At 73.5% G+C, this 17737-nt stretch carries 13 protein-coding genes and 1 pseudogene; 6 read left to right on the top strand and 8 right to left on the bottom strand.

Going from position 1 to position 17737, the window contains the following annotated elements:
• Nucleotides 1-14 precede the first annotated feature (14 nt).
• The 3 genes from DDQ41_RS27175 to gcl form a co-directional block, all read right to left on the bottom strand.
• A complete protein-coding gene (locus tag DDQ41_RS27175) occupies nucleotides 15-284 on the bottom strand; it encodes a hypothetical protein (protein ID WP_109296829.1) in 270 nt (89 codons plus the stop codon).
• A gap of 226 nt (nucleotides 285-510) precedes the next feature.
• Entirely contained in the window at nucleotides 511-2421 is a 1911-nt protein-coding gene (locus DDQ41_RS27170) for an NAD-binding protein (protein ID WP_172607572.1), read from the bottom strand.
• An 893-nt stretch (nucleotides 2422-3314) separates the two neighbouring features.
• Nucleotides 3315-5102, bottom strand: coding sequence for a glyoxylate carboligase (gene gcl, locus DDQ41_RS27165; RefSeq protein ID WP_109296827.1), 1788 nt, complete (start codon nucleotides 5100-5102; stop codon nucleotides 3315-3317).
• A gap of 270 nt (nucleotides 5103-5372) precedes the next feature.
• On the opposite strand from gcl, the gene DDQ41_RS27160 reads away from it, so the two are divergent.
• Nucleotides 5373-6269 carry a hypothetical protein gene (locus DDQ41_RS27160; protein ID WP_245990674.1) on the top strand — a complete coding sequence of 299 codons (897 nt, stop codon included), beginning with the start codon at nucleotides 5373-5375 and terminating at the stop codon, nucleotides 6267-6269.
• Nucleotides 6270-6653: 384 nt separating this feature from the next.
• Nucleotides 6654-7160: a GNAT family N-acetyltransferase gene (locus DDQ41_RS27155; RefSeq protein WP_109296825.1), complete on the top strand. Its 507-nt coding sequence runs from the start codon at nucleotides 6654-6656 to the stop codon at nucleotides 7158-7160.
• A gap of 265 nt (nucleotides 7161-7425) precedes the next feature.
• Here DDQ41_RS27155 and DDQ41_RS27150 read toward each other — a convergent pair whose 3' ends face one another.
• Nucleotides 7426-8997 (bottom strand): AMP-binding protein, encoded by a 1572-nt coding sequence (locus tag DDQ41_RS27150; protein WP_109296824.1) that lies wholly within the window; start codon nucleotides 8995-8997, stop codon nucleotides 7426-7428.
• A 1161-nt stretch (nucleotides 8998-10158) separates the two neighbouring features.
• Between DDQ41_RS27150 and DDQ41_RS27140 the strand changes: the two genes are divergently transcribed.
• A complete protein-coding gene (locus DDQ41_RS27140; RefSeq protein WP_109296822.1) occupies nucleotides 10159-11319 on the top strand; it encodes a magnesium and cobalt transport protein CorA in 1161 nt (386 codons plus the stop codon).
• A gap of 128 nt (nucleotides 11320-11447) precedes the next feature.
• Here the strand turns inward: DDQ41_RS27140 and DDQ41_RS27135 are convergent, their stop codons facing one another.
• Both DDQ41_RS27135 and DDQ41_RS27130 read right to left on the bottom strand, forming a co-directional pair.
• Complete coding sequence (locus DDQ41_RS27135) at nucleotides 11448-12428, bottom strand: sugar kinase (RefSeq protein ID WP_109296821.1); 981 nt, start codon at nucleotides 12426-12428, stop codon at nucleotides 11448-11450.
• Entirely contained in the window at nucleotides 12425-12751 is a 327-nt protein-coding gene (locus DDQ41_RS27130; RefSeq protein ID WP_245990671.1) for a bifunctional 4-hydroxy-2-oxoglutarate aldolase/2-dehydro-3-deoxy-phosphogluconate aldolase, read from the bottom strand. The genes DDQ41_RS27135 and DDQ41_RS27130 overlap by 4 nt, the downstream gene beginning before the upstream one ends.
• Before the next feature lie 25 nt (nucleotides 12752-12776).
• Here DDQ41_RS27130 and DDQ41_RS32745 point away from each other — a divergent pair.
• Together DDQ41_RS32745 and DDQ41_RS27125 are read left to right on the top strand one after the other, a co-directional pair.
• A pseudogene (locus tag DDQ41_RS32745) lies at nucleotides 12777-12872 on the top strand (hypothetical protein); the annotation flags it as partial.
• A gap of 48 nt (nucleotides 12873-12920) precedes the next feature.
• Nucleotides 12921-13793 carry a LacI family DNA-binding transcriptional regulator gene (locus DDQ41_RS27125; protein WP_262508690.1) on the top strand — a complete coding sequence of 291 codons (873 nt, stop codon included), beginning with the start codon at nucleotides 12921-12923 and terminating at the stop codon, nucleotides 13791-13793.
• Nucleotides 13794-14115: 322 nt separating this feature from the next.
• Here the strand turns inward: DDQ41_RS27125 and DDQ41_RS27120 are convergent, their stop codons facing one another.
• Both DDQ41_RS27120 and sigK read right to left on the bottom strand, forming a co-directional pair.
• On the bottom strand, nucleotides 14116-14880 hold the full coding sequence (locus DDQ41_RS27120; protein ID WP_109296819.1) for an anti-sigma factor: 765 nt from the start codon (nucleotides 14878-14880) through the stop codon (nucleotides 14116-14118).
• Complete coding sequence (gene sigK, locus DDQ41_RS27115) at nucleotides 14877-15461, bottom strand: ECF RNA polymerase sigma factor SigK (RefSeq protein WP_394342161.1); 585 nt, start codon at nucleotides 15459-15461, stop codon at nucleotides 14877-14879. The genes DDQ41_RS27120 and sigK overlap by 4 nt, the downstream gene beginning before the upstream one ends.
• A gap of 426 nt (nucleotides 15462-15887) precedes the next feature.
• Here sigK and DDQ41_RS27110 point away from each other — a divergent pair, with 426 nt between their 5' ends.
• A complete protein-coding gene (locus DDQ41_RS27110) occupies nucleotides 15888-17546 on the top strand; it encodes a molybdopterin-dependent oxidoreductase (RefSeq protein ID WP_109296817.1) in 1659 nt (552 codons plus the stop codon).
• Nucleotides 17547-17737 lie beyond the last annotated feature (191 nt).

Here is a 17737-nt window from a genome sequence, read left to right as displayed (position 1 = left end):
CCCGAGCGCGGAGTTCATCCCTCCGGGGGGTTGCGGTCCGCGACGACCGCGACGAGGGCGCCCGCGAGGACCGCCCAGGCCACCGCGCCCGGACCGGCGTGCTGCCAGCCGACGAAGCCGAGCACGACCGCCGTCACCGCCCCCGCGGTGACGGCCCGGGTGCCGGAGGCGAACGCCCACCGGGCACGGGTGCTTCCCGGGTCCCGCAGTTCCGCCAGCGCGGCCCTGACCACGAGTGCCGCGGCCACGATGGCGACGGTCAGGAGCGAGGCGGTGCCGTCCACGCGGTTCCTCCCTCGCAGTACGTCCGCCGTACGTCCGACTCAGGTCCGCCGTACGTCCGACTCAGGTCCGCCGTACGTCCGACACAGGTCCGACACAGGTCCGACACAGGTCCGACACAGGTCCGTCGGCCTGGTGGAGGGGCAACGTGCGACCCGGCGCCGCCGGTTCCCGTATCCGGCCCCGGCCCGCCGCCACCGGCGGTCTCGGTCACCCGCCGGACGCGTACTACCGCGTCCGGTGCCCCAGCAGTTCGGCCAGGCCGCGGCGGGTGGCGGCGACGACCACGCGGTCTCCGGGGCGCAGCAGATGTCCGGGATGGAGGTCGAAGAGCAGACCGCTGGTGTGCTCCGCCCCGTCGTCGGGCGGGGCGGCGGACAGGTCCGGACGCCGGTCGCCCGGTGCCGCCATGTCGAGGGCGAGCACCCGCCACATGCCCGGACGGCGGGCTTCGGCGATGGTGTGGCCCTCCAGCCGCGGCAGTTCGGCCACTTCGAGCGCGGCGAAGAGCAGCACCCTCCGCTCGACGGAGATGGCTCCGAGCACCTGGCGGCCCATCATGGCACCGGCGAAGGCGGGTGCGGAGAGTGAGGTCACGCTCCTGCTGCGGGTGAGCGCCCCGGGGTGCGCGGCGCGCAGCGTCCGGTAGACGGCGGTGGCGAAGTCGTCGTCGTAGAGCCGGAGCGCCACCCGGAGGTCGGAGGCGATCGAGCGGGCGTACAGGGCGGCTTCCAGGTTGGTGGTGTCGGAGCTGGTGAGGGCGAGCAGGGCGTGGGCCCGGTGGATTCTGGCCGCGTCGAGCACCCCCTCCTGTGTGACGTCCCCGATGATCACGGGCACGCGCAGTCGGCGGGCGAGTGCCACTCCCCGTGCCTCGGGGTCGTTCTCGACGCAGACGACGGGGATGCCGATCTCGCGCAGTCGGCCGAGGACACGGGTTCCGATCTTGCCCAGGCCCAGCAGGACGACATGGCCGGCCAGACCCCGTGGCGGCCGGCGCAGGGCGGTCGCGGAGCGGAAGGAGCTGAGCGCCTCCAGCACGGCGGCGACGAGCAGCGGCAGCAGAAGGAGTCCCACGAGGCCGGTCAGCAGCTGAAGGATCTGGCGGTCGGTCTCCCCGTCGACCGCGGGGTCGTTGATGGCGAACAGGTCGAGCAGCGTGATGTAGGCGGCGTGGAGCGGGTGGCCGCCGCCGGTGAGCCAGCTCGCGACGGCCAGGGCCGCCACGGCCGTGGCCACCCCCGCGAACGACCAGCGCACACGGCGGGAGAAGAGCTCCCGGAAGGGCAGCGCGGGACCGCTCAGCCGGCTGCCGGGCCCCGCTTCCGGTCCGGTGACGGCTTCGAGCACGATCCGTCCCCGGCGGGGTGCGGCGGCGACCGCGCGGTCGTCCGGCAGCAGGAGCGGTCCCGCGGAGCCGCTGTCCTCGGAGCCCTCCACGCCGCCGGGGTCGCTGCTGGTCGAGGACAGCAGCGCCAGGGTGCACAGGCCCGGTTCGGCGAGGCCGCCGGATCCCGGCGGGGGCCGCTCGGCAGCGCGCAGAAGCAGCCCGTCGGCCTGGACGATCTTGCTGGTGCCGGTGACCGCGGTGGCGGCGAGCGCGGGAGCGGCGGTGTCGGCGTCCGACAGCACGGTCGTGGAGGAGTCGATGTCGTCCGCCGCCATGCCGGGTACGGCGAGTACGGCGGCCTGGTCGAGCAGTTCCTCGAGGTGCTGGCCGAGCTTGCGGTTGTAGAGGCGGATGACCAGGCGCAGCCGGGGGTTCAGCCGGCGTGCGGTGAGTGCGGCGCGGATGTTGGTCTCGTCGTTCTCGTGCACCAGCGCGAGCGCCTGGGCGGTCTCCACCCCGGCTTCCCGGAGCGCGTCGTCGTCGGGGTCGTGGGTCTCCAGGACGGGCATCTCGTTCGGCCGTCCGCCCTCGCCGTCGGCGGCCGCGCGGTTCCCTCCCGTACGGACGATGCCGGCCGACACCCTGCCGAGGAGGGCGAGGGCCCGGCCGCCCGAGGGAGCGCCCGAGTCGGCGGGGAGGCCCGGGGAGGAGCGGCTCGGCGGTACGAGGAGTGTGACCTGCTGCCGGTAGACGTCGCGGAGTTCGGCGGCGAGCCGATGGGCGAGGGCGTCGTCGCCGCTGACGAGCATGTGGCCGGTGGAGGGCCGCACTTGCCGAGGAATGGGATGCACATGCCATACATTGCCGTGTGCCGCGCCCGGGACGCACCCCAACACGGCCCCGGGAAGGGCCAGTCGGCTTCCGACGGAGCCCCGGTGCTGCTGCGGCCACCCGGCGGAGCCCCCGGCGAGGCCGCTCGGCGGCCCATGGTGCGGCCCGGCCCCGGCGAGCGTCCGCCGGCCGCCGACCGCCGACGCACCCGTGCCACGGCCCGGCGGTTCCACACCGCCACCCTGGCGCACCCATGCCGCGCACGCGGTCCCCGCACCAGAACTCGGCGCACCCGCTCCACCACTCGGCGCTTCCACGCCGCGCACCGCGCCCGCGCACGCCCCGCCCGCCACGGCCTCCCGGCGCCGGCGCCGATCACCGCGCCCGCGCACGCACCCCGCGCCCCGCGCCCCGCGCACGGGAGCACCTGACGCGCAGCTCCAGTGCGTGGGCGCTGCGGAGCACCCCGCGCCCGCGCACGGGAGCACCTGACGCGCAGCTCCAGTGCGTGGGCGCTGCGGAGCACCCCGCGCCCGCGTACGGGAGCACCGCCGCCGCCGTGTCCCGTTCGGCGAGTTCGCGCACACCCCGCGCCCGCGTACGGGAGCACCGCGCTCCGGTACCGGTCACGGGCCGTACGGGTGCGCGCCCGCGCCCGCGCACGGGAGCGCCAGGGCGTCAGCGACGCCAAGCGGCGACGCACCCCGCGCACGCGCCACGCCACGGTGCGCTCGGAGCCGGTGCGCACGCGGTCGGTCGCGCACCCGGTGCGGTGCGCCGGGTGAACCGGCCCGGCGGGGGCTGTCGCCGGGCCGGTGGTCCACCGCCACGGCGGACCGCCCCTCGCGCAGCGGGGTGCCGGGGAGCCGCGTCAGCCCCTGAGCGGCACGATCGCGGTCGGCGCGTGGCCCGGCTCGGTCGCGACCTCCTCGAACTCGGTGACGTCGCCGATGTCCGCGGTACGGCTCATCGCGATGTCGGTGATCCGCTCCAGGATCGCCTCGACGACGACCGGAACCCGGTGCTCGGCGGCGAGCTTGCGGGCCTGGTCGAAGGCGGCACCCAGTTCGCTCGGGTCGGTGACGCGGATCGCCTTGCACCCCAGGCCCTCGGCGACCTTGACGTGGTCGACTCCGTAGACGCCCAGCTCCGGCGAGTTGACGTTCTCGAACTCCAGGTTGACCTGGTAGTCGATGTCGAGGCCGAGCTGCGCCTGGCGGATCAGGCCCAGATAGGAGTTGTTCACGAGGACGTGGACGTACGGGATCCGGTGCTGCGCGCCGACCGCGAGTTCCTCGATCAGGAACTGGAAGTCGTAGTCGCCGGAGAGGGCGACCACCGGCGTCTCCGGGTCGGCCGTGGCCGCGCCCAGCGCCGCCGGGATGGTCCAGCCGAGCGGGCCCGCCTGACCGCAGTTGATCCAGTGGCGTGGCCGGTAGACGTGCAGCATCTGCGCGCCGGCGATCTGGGAGAGGCCGATGGTGGTGACGTAGCGCGTCTCGGGACCGAAGGACCTGTTCATCTCCTCGTAGACGCGCTGCGGCTTGATGGGGATGTCGTCGAAGTGCGTACGGCGCTGGAGGGTGGCCCTGCGCTCCTGTGTGGAGGCGGCCCAGGCGGAGCGGTCGGGCAGCCTGCCGGCCGCCTTCAGCTCCTTGGCGGCCTCGACGAAGAGCTCCAGCGCGGCCCCGGCGTCCGAGGTGATGCCGTAGTCGGGGGCGAAGATCCTGCCGATCTGGGTGGGCTCGATGTCGACGTGGACGAACTTCCGGCCCCGGGTGTAGACGTCGAGCCTGTAGCCGGTGTGGCGGTTGGCCCAGCGGTTGCCGATGCCGAGGACGAAGTCGGACTCCAGGAAGTTGGCGTTGCCGTAGCGGTGGGAGGTCTGGAGGCCGACCATGCCCGCGTTGAGCTCGTGGTCGTCCGGGATGGTGCCCCAGCCCATCAGGGTCGGGACGACCGGCGTGCCGGTGATCTCGGCGAACTCGACGAGCAGGTCGGAGGCGTCGGCGTTGATGACGCCCCCGCCGGAGACGATCAGCGGGCGTTCGGCCTCCAGGAGGAAGGAGAGCGCCTTCTCGATCTGGGCGCGGGTCGCGGCGGGCTTGTAGACCCGCAGCGGCTCGTAGGTCTCGGGGTCGAACTCGATCTCGGTGAGCTGGACGTCGATCGGCAGGTCGATCAGGACCGGGCCGGGGCGGCCGGAGCGCATCAGATGGAACGCCTGCTGGAAGACGCCGGGAACCTGTGCGGCCTCCAGGACGGTGGTGGCCGCCTTGGTGACCGGCTTGGCGATCGACGCGATGTCGACGGCCTGGAAGTCCTCCTTGTGGATCACGTTCGTCGGCGCCTGGCCGGTGATGCACAGGATCGGAATCGAGTCACCGATGGCGGAGTACAGCCCGGTGATCATGTCGGTGCCCGCGGGACCCGACGTGCCGATGCAGACGCCGATGTTGCCCGGGGCGGCGCGGGTGTAGCCCTCGGCCATGTGCGAGGCGCCCTCGACGTGGCGGGCCAGGGTGTGGCCGATGCCGCCGCCCTCCTTGAGGGCCTTGTAGAAGGGGTTGATCGCCGCGCCCGGCACACCGAACGCATGGCTGACGCCTTCACGCTTGAGGATCTCAACAGCCGCTCGGGCGGCGGTCATACGGGGCATGGAGTGCTCCTGCTTCGGCCTGGCGGATCGGGCTCTGTCGCACCACCTGAGAGCGTCGATTCCGTGCTGGTTCCCTGATCGCCTTCCACGATCCCATCAACCTTCCGTATCGTGGAAGTTGTTTTCTACTATTCGGAAGTAATGTAGGCGGCGTGCCGGAAGGCGTCAAGGGAGGGACAGGCCGCCGATGGCCGAACTCCCTCCCCCTGCTGTCGCGGTTGGTGGACGATGGACGTCAGGCGTGCCCGGAAGCGCCGGAGGGGGACGGACATGGCAGATCACGTACCGGTGCGCTGTCCGGTGTGCCGCCGCGCGCACACCTTCGCGTCACCCGTCTATCCCTGTGCCTGCGGCGCACCACTCGCCCCGCCCCTGCTGCAGGGGGCTCCCGCCGAACCGATCCGCCACCGCACCTGGACCGACGACTGGGTCACCGTGCGCTGCACGGCGTGCGGACGGCAGGACCAGTGGCCGCAGCCGGAACTCGGCTGCCCCTGCGGGACGGTGCTGCGGATCCCGGTGCGGCCGGTGACCGCGATGCCGGAGACGTCGGCCGGCGCGGCGGCGCACCGGACCACCGCCACCGCCTCGGGCGCCGACGGCTCCCTCGCCGCCTCCGGGTCCGGCTCGGCAGGCGGGCCGGGCACCACCGGCTCGGCCGCGTTCGGTCAACAGGAAGCCGGTCCGGCCGATTCGGTCGCCGCACCGGAGGAGGCCCTGCTGCCGTACGGCTCCGACGGGCCGGCGGAGGACTCCCCCTTCCCCGCGCCACCGCCCGCGGTCTCCCGTCCCGCCTTCCGCCCCGTCCCGATCCGCGCGGCAGGCGACGCGGTGACCGCCGCGGCACGGTATCTGCGCTGGCTGGGCTTCCAGGAGGTCGTCCAGCCCGAGGAACGGACCGCGTCCGGCGTCGATCTGCGCGCCCTGGGCCTGGTCGCCCAGGTGGACCCGACCACCCGGCCCGTCACCCTGCGCGCCGTGGAGTGCCTCTGGCTGAGCGGACTGAGCGCCTCCGCCGGCAGCGTGCTCTTCTCACTCGCCGGCTACTCGGCCGACGCCCGCGCCCGGGCGGACGGCCTCGGGGTCCCGTTGTTCGTCATGGACCTCACGGGCGCCGCCGAGCCGGTGAACGGCCCGGCGAAGGACCTGGCCTCCAGCGGCGCCTGACCGGCCCGGCCCTCGTCCGGCGGCGCCGGGGTCCCCACCCGGCGGGGAGGCTCAGGGGTGGCCTCCGGCCGGGCACCTCCGAGGGGCCCGCTCCCGGCCGCGTACCCCGAGGGCGCTCTGCGGCCGTAAGGGCCTCGTGCGGCTTTTTGGTACGCCGCGGCGGTGCGGCCCGCGGCACGGAGTGGCCCCGGGCCCCGCGGGAGGCACGGACAGGACGGAATGGCGCGGGCAGCGCGGGAAGGGCAGGAGGCGCGGGAAGGGCGGGAAGGGCGGATAGCGCGGGAAGTACCGGAGGCACGGGAAGCCCGAACACGGGGAGTACCAAAGGCACGGGAAGTACCGGAAGGCGGCCGTCCGGCCGGGCCGTGCGCCATACTCCCCCGTATGCGCATACGGTCGGCCGAAGCATGCGAGCTACCGTTCGTCCAGGACATCGAGCGAGCCGCCGGTGAGCCCTTCCGCTCCCTCGGCATGGCCGCGGTCGCGGACGACGATCCCCCGCCGCTCGACGAACTGGAGCGGTACCGGAGGTCCGGCGGACTGTGGGTGACGGATGCGGGTGACGGCCGGCTCGTGGCGTATCTGCTCACCGAGCCCGTGGACGGTGCCGCCCACATCGAGCAGCTCTCCGTCCATCCGGACTTCGCGCGGCGCGGACTCGGCCGGGAACTGATCGGCCATCTGGCGTCCGCGGCCAGGTCCAGGGGCCTGAGCGCGCTGACCCTGACCACGTTCATCGACGTGCCCTGGAACGCGCCCTACTACGCCCGACTCGGCTTCCGCGCCCTCGGCGAGGACGAACTCACCGAGGGACTGCGGAACATCCTGAAGGCGGAGGCCGCACACGGGCTCGACCGCTGGCCCCGTACCTGCATGCGCCACCCGCTCTGACCCGGTCACGACGGCCCCCGGGTGACCGGCCGGCCTGCCTGCCTTCGAACGGGAGGCGGGTGCGCCGTGCCTGCGACCGGTACCGAGCCTGCGACCGGTGCCGTGCCCTCCGCGAGCACGACACCGGGATGCGGTACGGCGGGCCCCGGCGGGCCGGGCGCCGACCGTTCGGGCCGGAGGCGGTCCGGTGGGGCCCGGCCGGATGAGGGCCGGGGCACCGCATCCCGGCGGCGGGGGCGTCCGGGGCGGCACGGGCCGGCAACCGTCAGGGGCGGACGTTCCCTCGGTCGACCCCACGGTCGACCCCATGATCGCTGCCGGCCCAGTACGGCTCCCTCAGCCTGAACTTCTGGATCTTGCCCGTCGCCGTCCGCGGGATCGCCTCCCGGAACTCCACACTCGTCGGCGCCTTGTACCCCGCCATCCGCTCCTTGCAGTACGCGATGATCTCCGCCTCGCTCACCGCCGCCCCCTCGGCCGGCACCACCAGTGCCTTGACCGTCTCACCCCACTTCGCATCCGGCACCCCGATGACCGCGACCTCCGCCACCGCCGGATGGCCGAAGACGGTGTCCTCCACCTCGATCGACGACACGTTCTCACCGCCGGTGATGATCACGTCCTTCTTCCTGTCGGAGATCGTCAGATGCCCGTCCTCATCGTCGATCGAGCCGCCGTCCCCGGTGCGGAACCAGCCGTCCTCCAGTGCCGCCGCCGTCTCCTCCGGCTTCTCCCAGTAGCCGTCCAGGACCACGTTGGACCGGGCCAGCACCTCGCCCGAGTCCGCGACCCGAAGCTTCACACCGAGCGCGGGCACCCCCGCCCGCGACAGTCTGCGTGCCCGTTCACCGGCCGGCAGCTCCGCGTCCCCGGGCCGTGCGCGGTTGAACGTCAGCAGCGGCGAGGTCTCCGTCAGACCGTAGATCTGCGTGAACTCCCAGCCCAGTTCCTCCTCGACCCGCTGGACCATCCGGCTGGGCGGGGGCGCACCCGCGCACACGATCCGCACACGGTCCCGCCCCGGGACTCCGCCGCGCCGGCCCTTCGCCGCGTCCAGCACCGCGTTCCACACCGCCGGGGCACCGCACATCAGCGTCACCCCGTGCTCGTCCACCCGCCGCAGGATCTCCGCCCCGTCGACCTTGCGCAGCACCACCTGCTTCACGCCGAGCCCGGCCATCACGAACGGCATGCCCCAGCCGTTGCAGTGGAACATCGGCAGCGTGTGCATGTACACGTCCCCCTCCCACGCCCGGGTGTGCAGGCCGAAGGTCAGGCCGTTCACCCAGATGTTGCGGTGCGTGAGCTGGACTCCCTTGGGACGGGCCGTCGTTCCGGAGGTGTAGTTGATCGTCGCGGTGGCGTCCTCGTCCGGCTGCGACCAGGGGCGCGGTTCCACGCCGAACCGCATCAGTTCGCTCTCCGTCTGATCCCCCAGCACGAACCGGTGGTCCGCCTCGATGTGTTCCACCGACTCCCGGACCTCGGGATCGGCCAGCAGCACGGAGGCACCGCTCTGCCGCACCACGTACGCGATCTCCTCGGCCTTCAGACGGAAGTTGACGGGCACGCAGATCCGCCCGCTCATCGGCACCGCGAACAGCAGCTCCAGAAGACGGGCCGAGTTGTGGCTGACCACCGCCACCCGCTCACCCTCCCCAACCCCCAGTGCGTCCAGGCCCGCCTGCCAGGCCCGCACCCGCTCGCCCAGTCGCCCGTACGTCGACACCGGTACCGGCGGCGCGGGCTGGCTCGGCTCGTCGACCACCGCGGGACTGGCGGCGAAACCCAGCGTCGCCCGGTCCAGGAAGTCGGCAATCGTCATCGGAACGCGCATCGCTCTCCCCTGCTCCTCTGTAGGACATCGTGGTGGCTGACTGCGGCTGCCCGAGCCGACGGGCCGTTCGGGGCCCGTCCCCTGTCAGCCCGCGCTCCCGGGCCCGGTCCGAAGGGGCATCGCCGGGGTCGCCGCCCCCGGCGCCGGCGCCCTGCCACCCGGGCCGGTCCACGGCCCGGTACACGATCCGGTTCACAGACCGGTACACGGGCCGGTACACGTTCCGGTTCACAGACGGGTGCACGGGCCGGTTCACAGACCGGTCCGCGATCCGGTCCGCGATCCGGCTCGCAATCCGGCTCGCGATGGTCCACGGGCCGGTCCGAACGGGTCCTCGTCGCTTCCGCGCGGCGCACGGTGGCGGCCCGCTCCTCCCCGGCGGTGTACGGCACCGAGCGGTCTCCGCCGCCGGTGATCCAAGCGGCCCGGCCCGGCCCGGCCCGGCCCGACACCGGGTCGGACCGGGCGGGGCGGGAACGGGCGGGGCGGGAACGGGCGAAGCCCCCGTAGACCGCCTCGCGGTCCTCCCGGTGCCGGGGCAGGCGGCACGGTGGCGCCCGGAAGCGCGCCGTCTCGTCACCACACGCCATCCGTCCTCCCTCGCCGCGGAACCGCTCACGGGCATCGTGCAATCAGCGGCCCACCTCTTGGTACCCCCGCATGGGGTGCTCCTCCCGCCAGGGGGCGTGTGATCGGGAGGGTCCGGAACCGCGGCTCCTCCCGCGCGCCCGGCGACACCGCGCCAGGCGACGCCTCGTCCGCCTGTCGCGGACGCGGCGCGAACCCGCCGGGCCGCGTCGCAAGCAGCCGCGGTTCCCCCCGGGGCGGCCCGGCCGGGCGCAGGCCGCGGGGCGGGTCCGCCGTGCGCACCGCGGCCGACCACCACGGCCGACCACCACGGGTGTGGCTGGCGTAACGGATCGTGACCGTGCGGCGGCCGTGCGGGACCCCGGACGGCGCCGCGGCGCCCCTCCCCCAGCCGAGAGGGCGCGCACCGCCTGCGGGGCACCGGCAGCCTCGCCGCCCACCATGCCGCCGCCGGTGAGCCCGGATATCCTGCCCGTGCCGATCAGGAGCGCATGTAGACGGCGTGAACGCGGGTACGGGGATGTGCACGCGGAGGCGCAGCGCGCGCCTCGCTCGAACGGGAGGTGACCCGGGATGCCCCGACGAAGCCGTTCCACCCCGGCCTCGAAAGGGAGCTCCTGGCGCCGTCGCGTCTCCCCCGCCACCGCCCCGCCCAGGTCCGGGGAGCCCGCTGCGCCCGCCCCGCCCGAGCAGACCCCTACGGGGCAGGACCAGCGCAGTATCGTCCAGGCGGCGCTCTACCGCGACGGCCGCCGGGTCTCGTCGCCCGCGTCGCTCGCGGAGACCTTCCGCCTGCTCCGGGAGGACCCGGCCGGTATGGCGTGGATCGGTCTCCACCGGCCGACCGAGGCGGAACTGCGGGCTCTGGCCGAGGAGTTCGACCTGCATGAGCTGGCAGTCGAGGACGCCATGGAGGCGCATCAGCGGTCCAAGCTGGAGCGGTACGGGGAGACCCTCTTCGTCGTGCTCCGCGCCGCCCGCTACCTCGACGCCGTGGAGGAGGTCGACTTCGGCGAGCTGCACGTCTTCGTCGGCCGCGACTTCGTGATCACGGTCCGCCATGGAGCGGCCCCGGACCTCTCGGCCGTGCGCCGCCGCATGGAGACCGATCCCGGGCTGCTCGCCCTGGGCCCCGAGGCGGTGCTCTACGCCATCCTCGACGCGGTCGTGGACGGGTACGCGCCCGTCGTCGCCGGTGTGCAGAACGACATCGACGAGATCGAGACGGAGGTCTTCGGCGGCGATCCCGCGGTGTCCCGCCGTATCTACGAGCTCTCCCGCGAGATGGTCGAGTTCCAGCGCGCGACCCGGCCGCTGGTCGGCATGCTGCACGGCCTGATGGCGGGCTTCGCCAAGTACGGCACGGACGAGGAGCTCCAGCGGTACCTTCGCGACGTCGCCGACCATGTCACCCACATCAGCGAGCGGGTCGACGGCTTCCGGCAGGCCCTGGCGGACATCCTGACGGTGAACGCGACCCTGGTCACCCAGCAGCAGAACGCGGAGATGCGGGCGCTGGCGGAGGCGGGCTTCGAGCAGAACGAGGAGATCAAGAAGATCTCGGCGTGGGCGGCGATCCTCTTCGCGCCCACACTGGTGGGAACCATCTACGGCATGAACTTCGTGAACATGCCGGAGCTGCACTGGGGGTTCGGCTACCCGTTCGCGATCCTGCTGATGGCAGGGGTGTGCCTGACCCTCTACTTCGTCTTCAAGCGGCGGGACTGGCTGTAGGAGTCGGGCCGGACGTGCCGGCTCTCGGACACGGAGAGCGCGATCCCGTGCAGAGTCACCGGGCGCCGGCTCGCGGGCTGGTCATCTCAGCGGGAGCCGAGCGGGTGCGCGGTTTCCCGGGCGCCGGCTCATCGCAGGACGTCCCCGGTGGTCAGAAAGGCCTCCAGTTCACCGCGGGTCGGAAGCAGTTCGCAGTCGCCGGGGACGGACACGGCGTAGGCGCCCATGGCGCAGGCTGTCCGGAGCCTTTGGACGGGGTCGGCTCCTCGCAGGTGTTCCGCCAGGTACCCGGCCACGAAGGCGTCGCCCGCCCCGACGGTGTCGACGGCGGGGACGGGCAGGGCCGGTTGCTCGTGGATCGCGCCGTCGATGTGGGCGGTGCATCCCCGGGCTCCGGTCTTCACGACGGCCTCGCCCGGCCCCGTCGCCGCCAGTGCCGCGGCCAGGTGCCTGGGATCGTCCGCCGCTGAATCGAGGACGAGCCGGGCTTCCTCGATCCCGGCGAAGACGATGTCCGCCTCGGCGACGAGTCGTCGCAGCTCGCGGCGGGCCGTGGCTCGGTCCCAGAGCTTGCCGCGGTGGTTCACGTCGAGGCTGACGATCACGTCGTTGGCCTTCGCCGCGGCGACCGCGTCCCAGGTGGCCTGGCGGGCGGAGGCGCTGAGGGCCGGGGTGATGCCGGTGAGATGCAGAATCGCGGCCCGCCGGACCGCGTCGACCGGGATGTCGCGTGAGGTGAGGCGGGAGCCGGCCGATCCGGCGCGGTGGTAGTCCACGTGGACCACCGTGGCGGCGCGGTGGTGGCGGACCATGAGGCCGGTGAAGGAGGTGTCCCGGACCGCCTCGGTCCGGATGCCTTCCGCCCTCAGGCGGCGTCCGACGAGATCTCCCGCCGCGTCGCTCCCCACCCGGCCGATCCAGGTGACCGGGACCCCGAGGCGCGCGGCGCCGATGGCCACGTTGCTCTCGGCGCCGCCGATGCCGAAGGTGACTTCGCGTGCGTACTCCAGGGTGCCGATCGTGGTGGCGGTGATCAGGCCCATCGTCTCGCCGAAGGTGAGCAGACCGCCGTCGGCCCGCTGCGCGGGCGTGGCCGGGGAGCGGGTCACCGGGCGGCCCTGCTCTCGGAGACGGCCGCGAGGGCCCGGCGGCAGCGGGTGGTGAGGCGGTCGTCGGCGCCCTCCGTCGCCGCCGTGCCGATCAGGGGCGTGCCGAGGCCCACGGCGGCGGCTCCGGCCGCGATCCATGCCGGGATGTCGGTCAGGGAGATGCCGCCGGTGGGGATGAGGGGGATGCCCGGAAGCGGACCGCTCAGGTCCGAGACGTACCGGGGCGACACTGCCGAGGCGGGGAAGAGTTTCACGGCGGGTACACCGGCACGGCCCGCGGCGTGGATCTCGGTGGGTGTGAGCGCGCCGGGGTAGGCGGCCACGGGGGAACTTCAGGAGGCGGGGGTCTCCCCGAGTACGGTCTCCAACCTGCTCAACGGCCGGACCGGCAAGATGCTGCCCGAGACCCGCTCCCGGGTGGAGTCGGCGATCCGGCGCCTCGGCTACCGTCCCAACCGCGCCGCACAGCAGCTGCGCACCGGACGGATCCAGATGCTCGGCCTCATCGTGCCGTCGGTGGCCAATCCGTTCTGGGGCACGTTCGCACGGCATCTTGAGGCGGCGGCGCTGGCCGAGGGCTTCTACATGCTGCTGTGCAACAGCGAGCGGGACCCGGAGCGGGAGCGCCGCTACGTGGAGGAGCTCTGGGGCGACGGCATCGGCGGGGTCGTCCTGTGCTCGTCCCTTCCCTCACTCGACCATGTGAAGCCCACCGTCGAGGCCGGGCTGGGCCTCGTGGCCTTCGACCGCACCGCCCAGCCCGGTGATCCGCACCGCGCGGTGAACATCGGGACGGACAACGTGCTCGGCATGCGCCTGGCGACGGAGCACCTGCTGGCCCTGGGGCACACGCGACTGGCCTTCGTGTCCGGCTCGATCGGGAGCGTCAACCGGGCGGAGCGCTACAGCGGGTTCCGGCAGGCCCTCGACGCCGCCGGGCTCCCCGGGTCGGCCGGCATCGTGTGGTCGGGAGCCGACACGGCGGACTTCGACGACCGGGACGCCGCCGAACTCGGACGTGTCGCCGCGCTGGAGATCCTTTCCGCCCCCCGGCCGCCGACCGCGATCGTCGCCATCAACGACATGTGCGCGCTCGGCGTCATCGCCGGTGCCAGGGAGGCGGGCCTGGTGGCCGGCCGCGACGTCTCCGTGACCGGCTACGACGACATCATGCTCGCGGGCATGGCCATGCCCGCGCTCACCACGGTGCGGCAGCCGGTGGAGGAGATGGCGGCCACCGCGTTCACCAGGCTGCGTCAGGTGATGGACGGTGACGAGGGGGAGACCGGCCGGTCCATCCTGCACCGGCCGGCCCTGGTGGTCCGCGACTCGACCTCGGCGCCCGCGGTGTCCCCGGTCACATAGCCGGACCGCGGTCTTCTCCCCACGACCGGAGCTGCGGCTCCGCACCGCCGGACCCGCGTACGCGCCCGGTCCCCCGCACGACGGGGCACGGACGAAGCCGTCCCGCGAACGCATACGGGCGGACCCGGCCGGTTGCCGTCGGCGTTCGGAGGCGGGCCGTCGGCGCCCCCGGTGGCGCCGGAGCCGGCGCGCCGGCTTCGTCCACGAGTCGGGACGGCGGTCGTACACGCGTCCGTTCGGCGCCCGGGTCCCCTGGCGGAGCCCGCGGCCCGGGCGACCACGACGGCGATCCGGTGGCACGGGTTGCCGCCGGGGCGTCCGGTCATGCGGGAAGTGTGAGCAGCATCAACGGTGTGCCGGTGGGCTGGGGTGATCCGCCGTCGGGTTCGACGGTGAGTCCGATGGCGGTCGCCGTGGCGAGGTCGCCCTCGATGGCCACGGCGCCGTCGTGCTCGAGCAGTCCGGCCGGGTGCATGGTGCCCTGGTCGTCGTACCAGAGCTGGTAGGTCCTGCCCGGGGCGGGCCTCGGGAGGTCGGTACCGACGAACACCGCCTTGCCGAGCTGCCTGGACGTGACGACCGCGGTGGTCGCACCGTTCGTCGTGCGGCCCCGGACGGTGCGGGCGTCGGGCGCGGACATGACCGAGGTCAGGTCTCCGAGCTGCCGGGCGGCCTGCTGCGCCTGTCGTTGTGACTCGGTGCTCTGCCGGTGCTGCCAGGCCGCGACGCCGGCGAGGGTCACGGTGGCGACGAGACTCGCGGCGACGAGGCTCGCGGCGGCGAGGAGGGGGCCGCTCCTGCGCGATCCGGACAGGAACGATGTGACGGTCCGGTCCGTCGGGGACATCCGTGGCGGCATCTGGCGCACGGAGTCGATGCCGTGCAGCACCGACTCCCTCATGCCACGCGGGGCAGGGATGCTCACCGCTGCGGCGAGGCGGCCGGCGGTGGCGGAGAACCCCGCCACCTCGTCCCGGCACGGCGCGCAGTGCCCGAGGTGGGCCTCGACCGCACCGCGTTCGTCGCGTGGCAGCGCGTCGAGGGCGTAGGCGCCGGTGAGGCTGTGGAGTTCCTCGTGGACTCTCATGCGGTCACCCCCATGCAGTCGCGAAGCCGGATGAGCCCGTCGCGCATACGCGTCTTGACCGTCGGAAGCGGTGTGCCGAGGGTCTGGGCGACCTCCCGGTAGGTCAACCCCTGGTAGTAGGCGAGCGTGACGGCCTGCCGCTGGATGTCGGTGAGCTGCTTCATGCAGCGGCGCACCTGCTGGCTCTGCAGCCTGCTCTCGACCCGCTCGGCGACGTCGTCGTAAGGGCGCTGGTGGTCGCGCACGGCGTGATCGTGGTCGCGATGGGCGGCGGCCTCGGCCGAGCGGACCCGGTCGACAGCACGGCGGTGGGCGAGCATCGCGGCCCAGGCGTGGACACTGCCCTTGCCCGGGTCGTAGCGCGGAGCACGCCGCCACAGGTCGATCATGACCTCCTGCGCGACCTCCTCGGACTGGGCTCGATCGCGCACCACCTTCAGGACGATCCCGAACACGGTGTCGGCGACGGCGTCGTAGAGGGCCGTGAAGGCTTCCTTGTCGCCGCACGCGACTCGCCGCATGGTCTCGTCCAGTCTCGGTTCAGCCGGGTGCGACGGGCCGGAAGAAGCGGGTTGACTCAACGGGGTCCCTCTCATCGCTGCTGGGCTGCCGCATACGGGCAGCTGTCCTGTCCGGCGGAACGCTTCCCTCGCGTGCCGGCCCTGCGGTGGCCCATGAAGACAGTCGGGTTGTTCTCCGCGTCATGTGCCGGGCGGCGCTTCGCCTCCCGTCCCTACTTCGCAACGGTCGGTTCAGCGGATGGGTCACCCGCGTCCCGGGGGCCCGGCCGTGCCCGCGCGGTCCGGGCAGCAGGTCCTCGGCGGGCCGGCGGGCCCGGCCGCCCCCGCCTGCCGGCACATCCGGAGAGGGGGGCTGACCACCACCTCTCCCAGGCGGCGGGCTCATACCTCCACAGGGCAGCCGAACCCGCCGAGGTCGCCGGGGCCGCCGAGGTCGCCGGGGCCGCCGGGTCCAAGCCGGTGGACGCCTCGTCGCGAAGAACCGGTGTGACCACCAACCGAGCACTACTCATCCGAAGGGCGCTGGCGGGCGCCGGCGCCCTCCTGGCCGTGTTCTCCTCGCTGGCAGTGGCCGAACTCGGGGCGGCGCTCACACGACCGGAGGCCGGTCCCCTGGTCGCGGTCGGGGGCGCGTCCATCGACCTCACCCCGGCGGCGGTGAAGGACTGGGCGGTCCGCAGCTTCGGCACCGACGACAAACTCGTGCTGCGGGCGGGCATCCTCACCGTGCTGGCGCTGTCCGCCGCGGCCCTCGGCCTGCTGGCCCTGCGCCATCGGCGGGCCGGTGCTCTCGGAGTCCTGGCCTTCGGTGCGGTCGGAGCGCTCGCCGCGCTCGGGCGCCCGGACTCGGTGTCGTGGACCGACGCCCTGCCCTCGGCCGCGGGGGCACTTGCCGGTGCCGCGGTGCTTTACGTCCTGACCGGGCGTCTGACCGGCACGGGCACCGGCACCAGCGCCGGGACCGGTGCCGGTGCCGGTCCCGGTGCCGGTGCCGGTCCCGGTGCCGGTGCCGGTCCCGGTGCCGGTGCCGGGATGGCACCGCACGAACCGGACGGCCGGGACCGCCGAGGCTTCCTGATCGCCGCGTCCGCGGCGGCCGTCGCCTCCGCCGGGGCCGGGACTCTGAGTCGGGGGCTGACCGCGGCCCGTACCGGTGACGCCACCGGGGCACGCGCGGCTGTCACCCTGCCTGCCCCCGGGTCACCAGCCCCGGCGATCGCCACCCGTACCGCACTGCGCCTTCCCGGAATGCTCCCGTTCACCACCCCGAACAAGGACTTCTACCGCGTCGACACCGCACTCGTCGTACCCGAGGTCGACGCCACGGCATGGCGCCTGGAGATCCACGGCACGGGCGTCACCCGCCCGCTCACCCTCACCTTCCAGGACCTGCTGGAAGGCGAACTCATCGAGCGCGACATCACCTTGGCCTGCGTGTCCAACGAGGTCGGCGGCCCCTATGTCGGCACCGCGCGCTGGATCGGGGTACGCCTGGCAGACCTGCTCCGGCGGGCAGGGGTCAGGCCGCCATCGCGCGGGGGCCCCGCCGACCAGTTGGTGGCCCGGTCCGTGGACGGCATGACCCTCGGCACCCCCGTAGAGGATGTGATGGACGGCCGGGACGCCATGCTCGCCGTCGGGATGAACGGCGAACCGCTGCCCTTCGACCACGGCTTCCCGGTCCGCATGGTCGTCCCCGGCCTCTACGGGTACGTCTCCGCCTGCAAGTGGGTCGAGGACATCGAACTCACCACCTTCGACGCGTACGACCCCTACTGGGTGCGGCGGAAGTGGGCCCGCAGGGCACCCGTCAAGACGCAGTCCCGGATCGACACCCCCAAGCCCTTCGCACGCCCGGCACCCGGCACCGTCATGGTCGCCGGAGTCGCCTGGGCCCAGCACCGGGGCATCGACCGTGTCGAGGTACGAGTCGACGACGGCCCGTGGCGGCCGGCGGACCTGGCGGCCGAACACACCAGCGACACCTGGCGCCAGTGGTCCCTCGCCTGGAAGGCCGTCCCCGGCACCCACACCCTCACCGTGCGTGCCACCGACCGCACGGGCGAGACCCAGACAGAGCGGCGCGCCCGCACCATGCCCGACGGCGCGACCGGCTGGCACAGCGTCGTCGTGACCGTCACCTGACCGCCACCTGACCGCCACCTGACCGCCACCCGAGCAAGGCAGGCCTTCGAACGACCGTCGGAGCTTGCACCAAAGGGTGACTTCTCAGCGGTCCCGGGCATCCGCCAATCCGCTCCGGGCCGCACCCCGAATCCCAGGTGTGACGATCAAACGGGCGACCTCCCGGGGCGCCGGCCGCCGGGACACCGCCC

It is taken from the genome of Streptomyces spongiicola (assembly GCF_003122365.1).
GTDB classification, from domain to species: Bacteria; Actinomycetota; Actinomycetes; order Streptomycetales; family Streptomycetaceae; genus Streptomyces; species Streptomyces spongiicola.
Note: the sequence above shows the minus strand (reverse complement) of the source record. Positions and strands in the feature narration are given on the sequence as shown.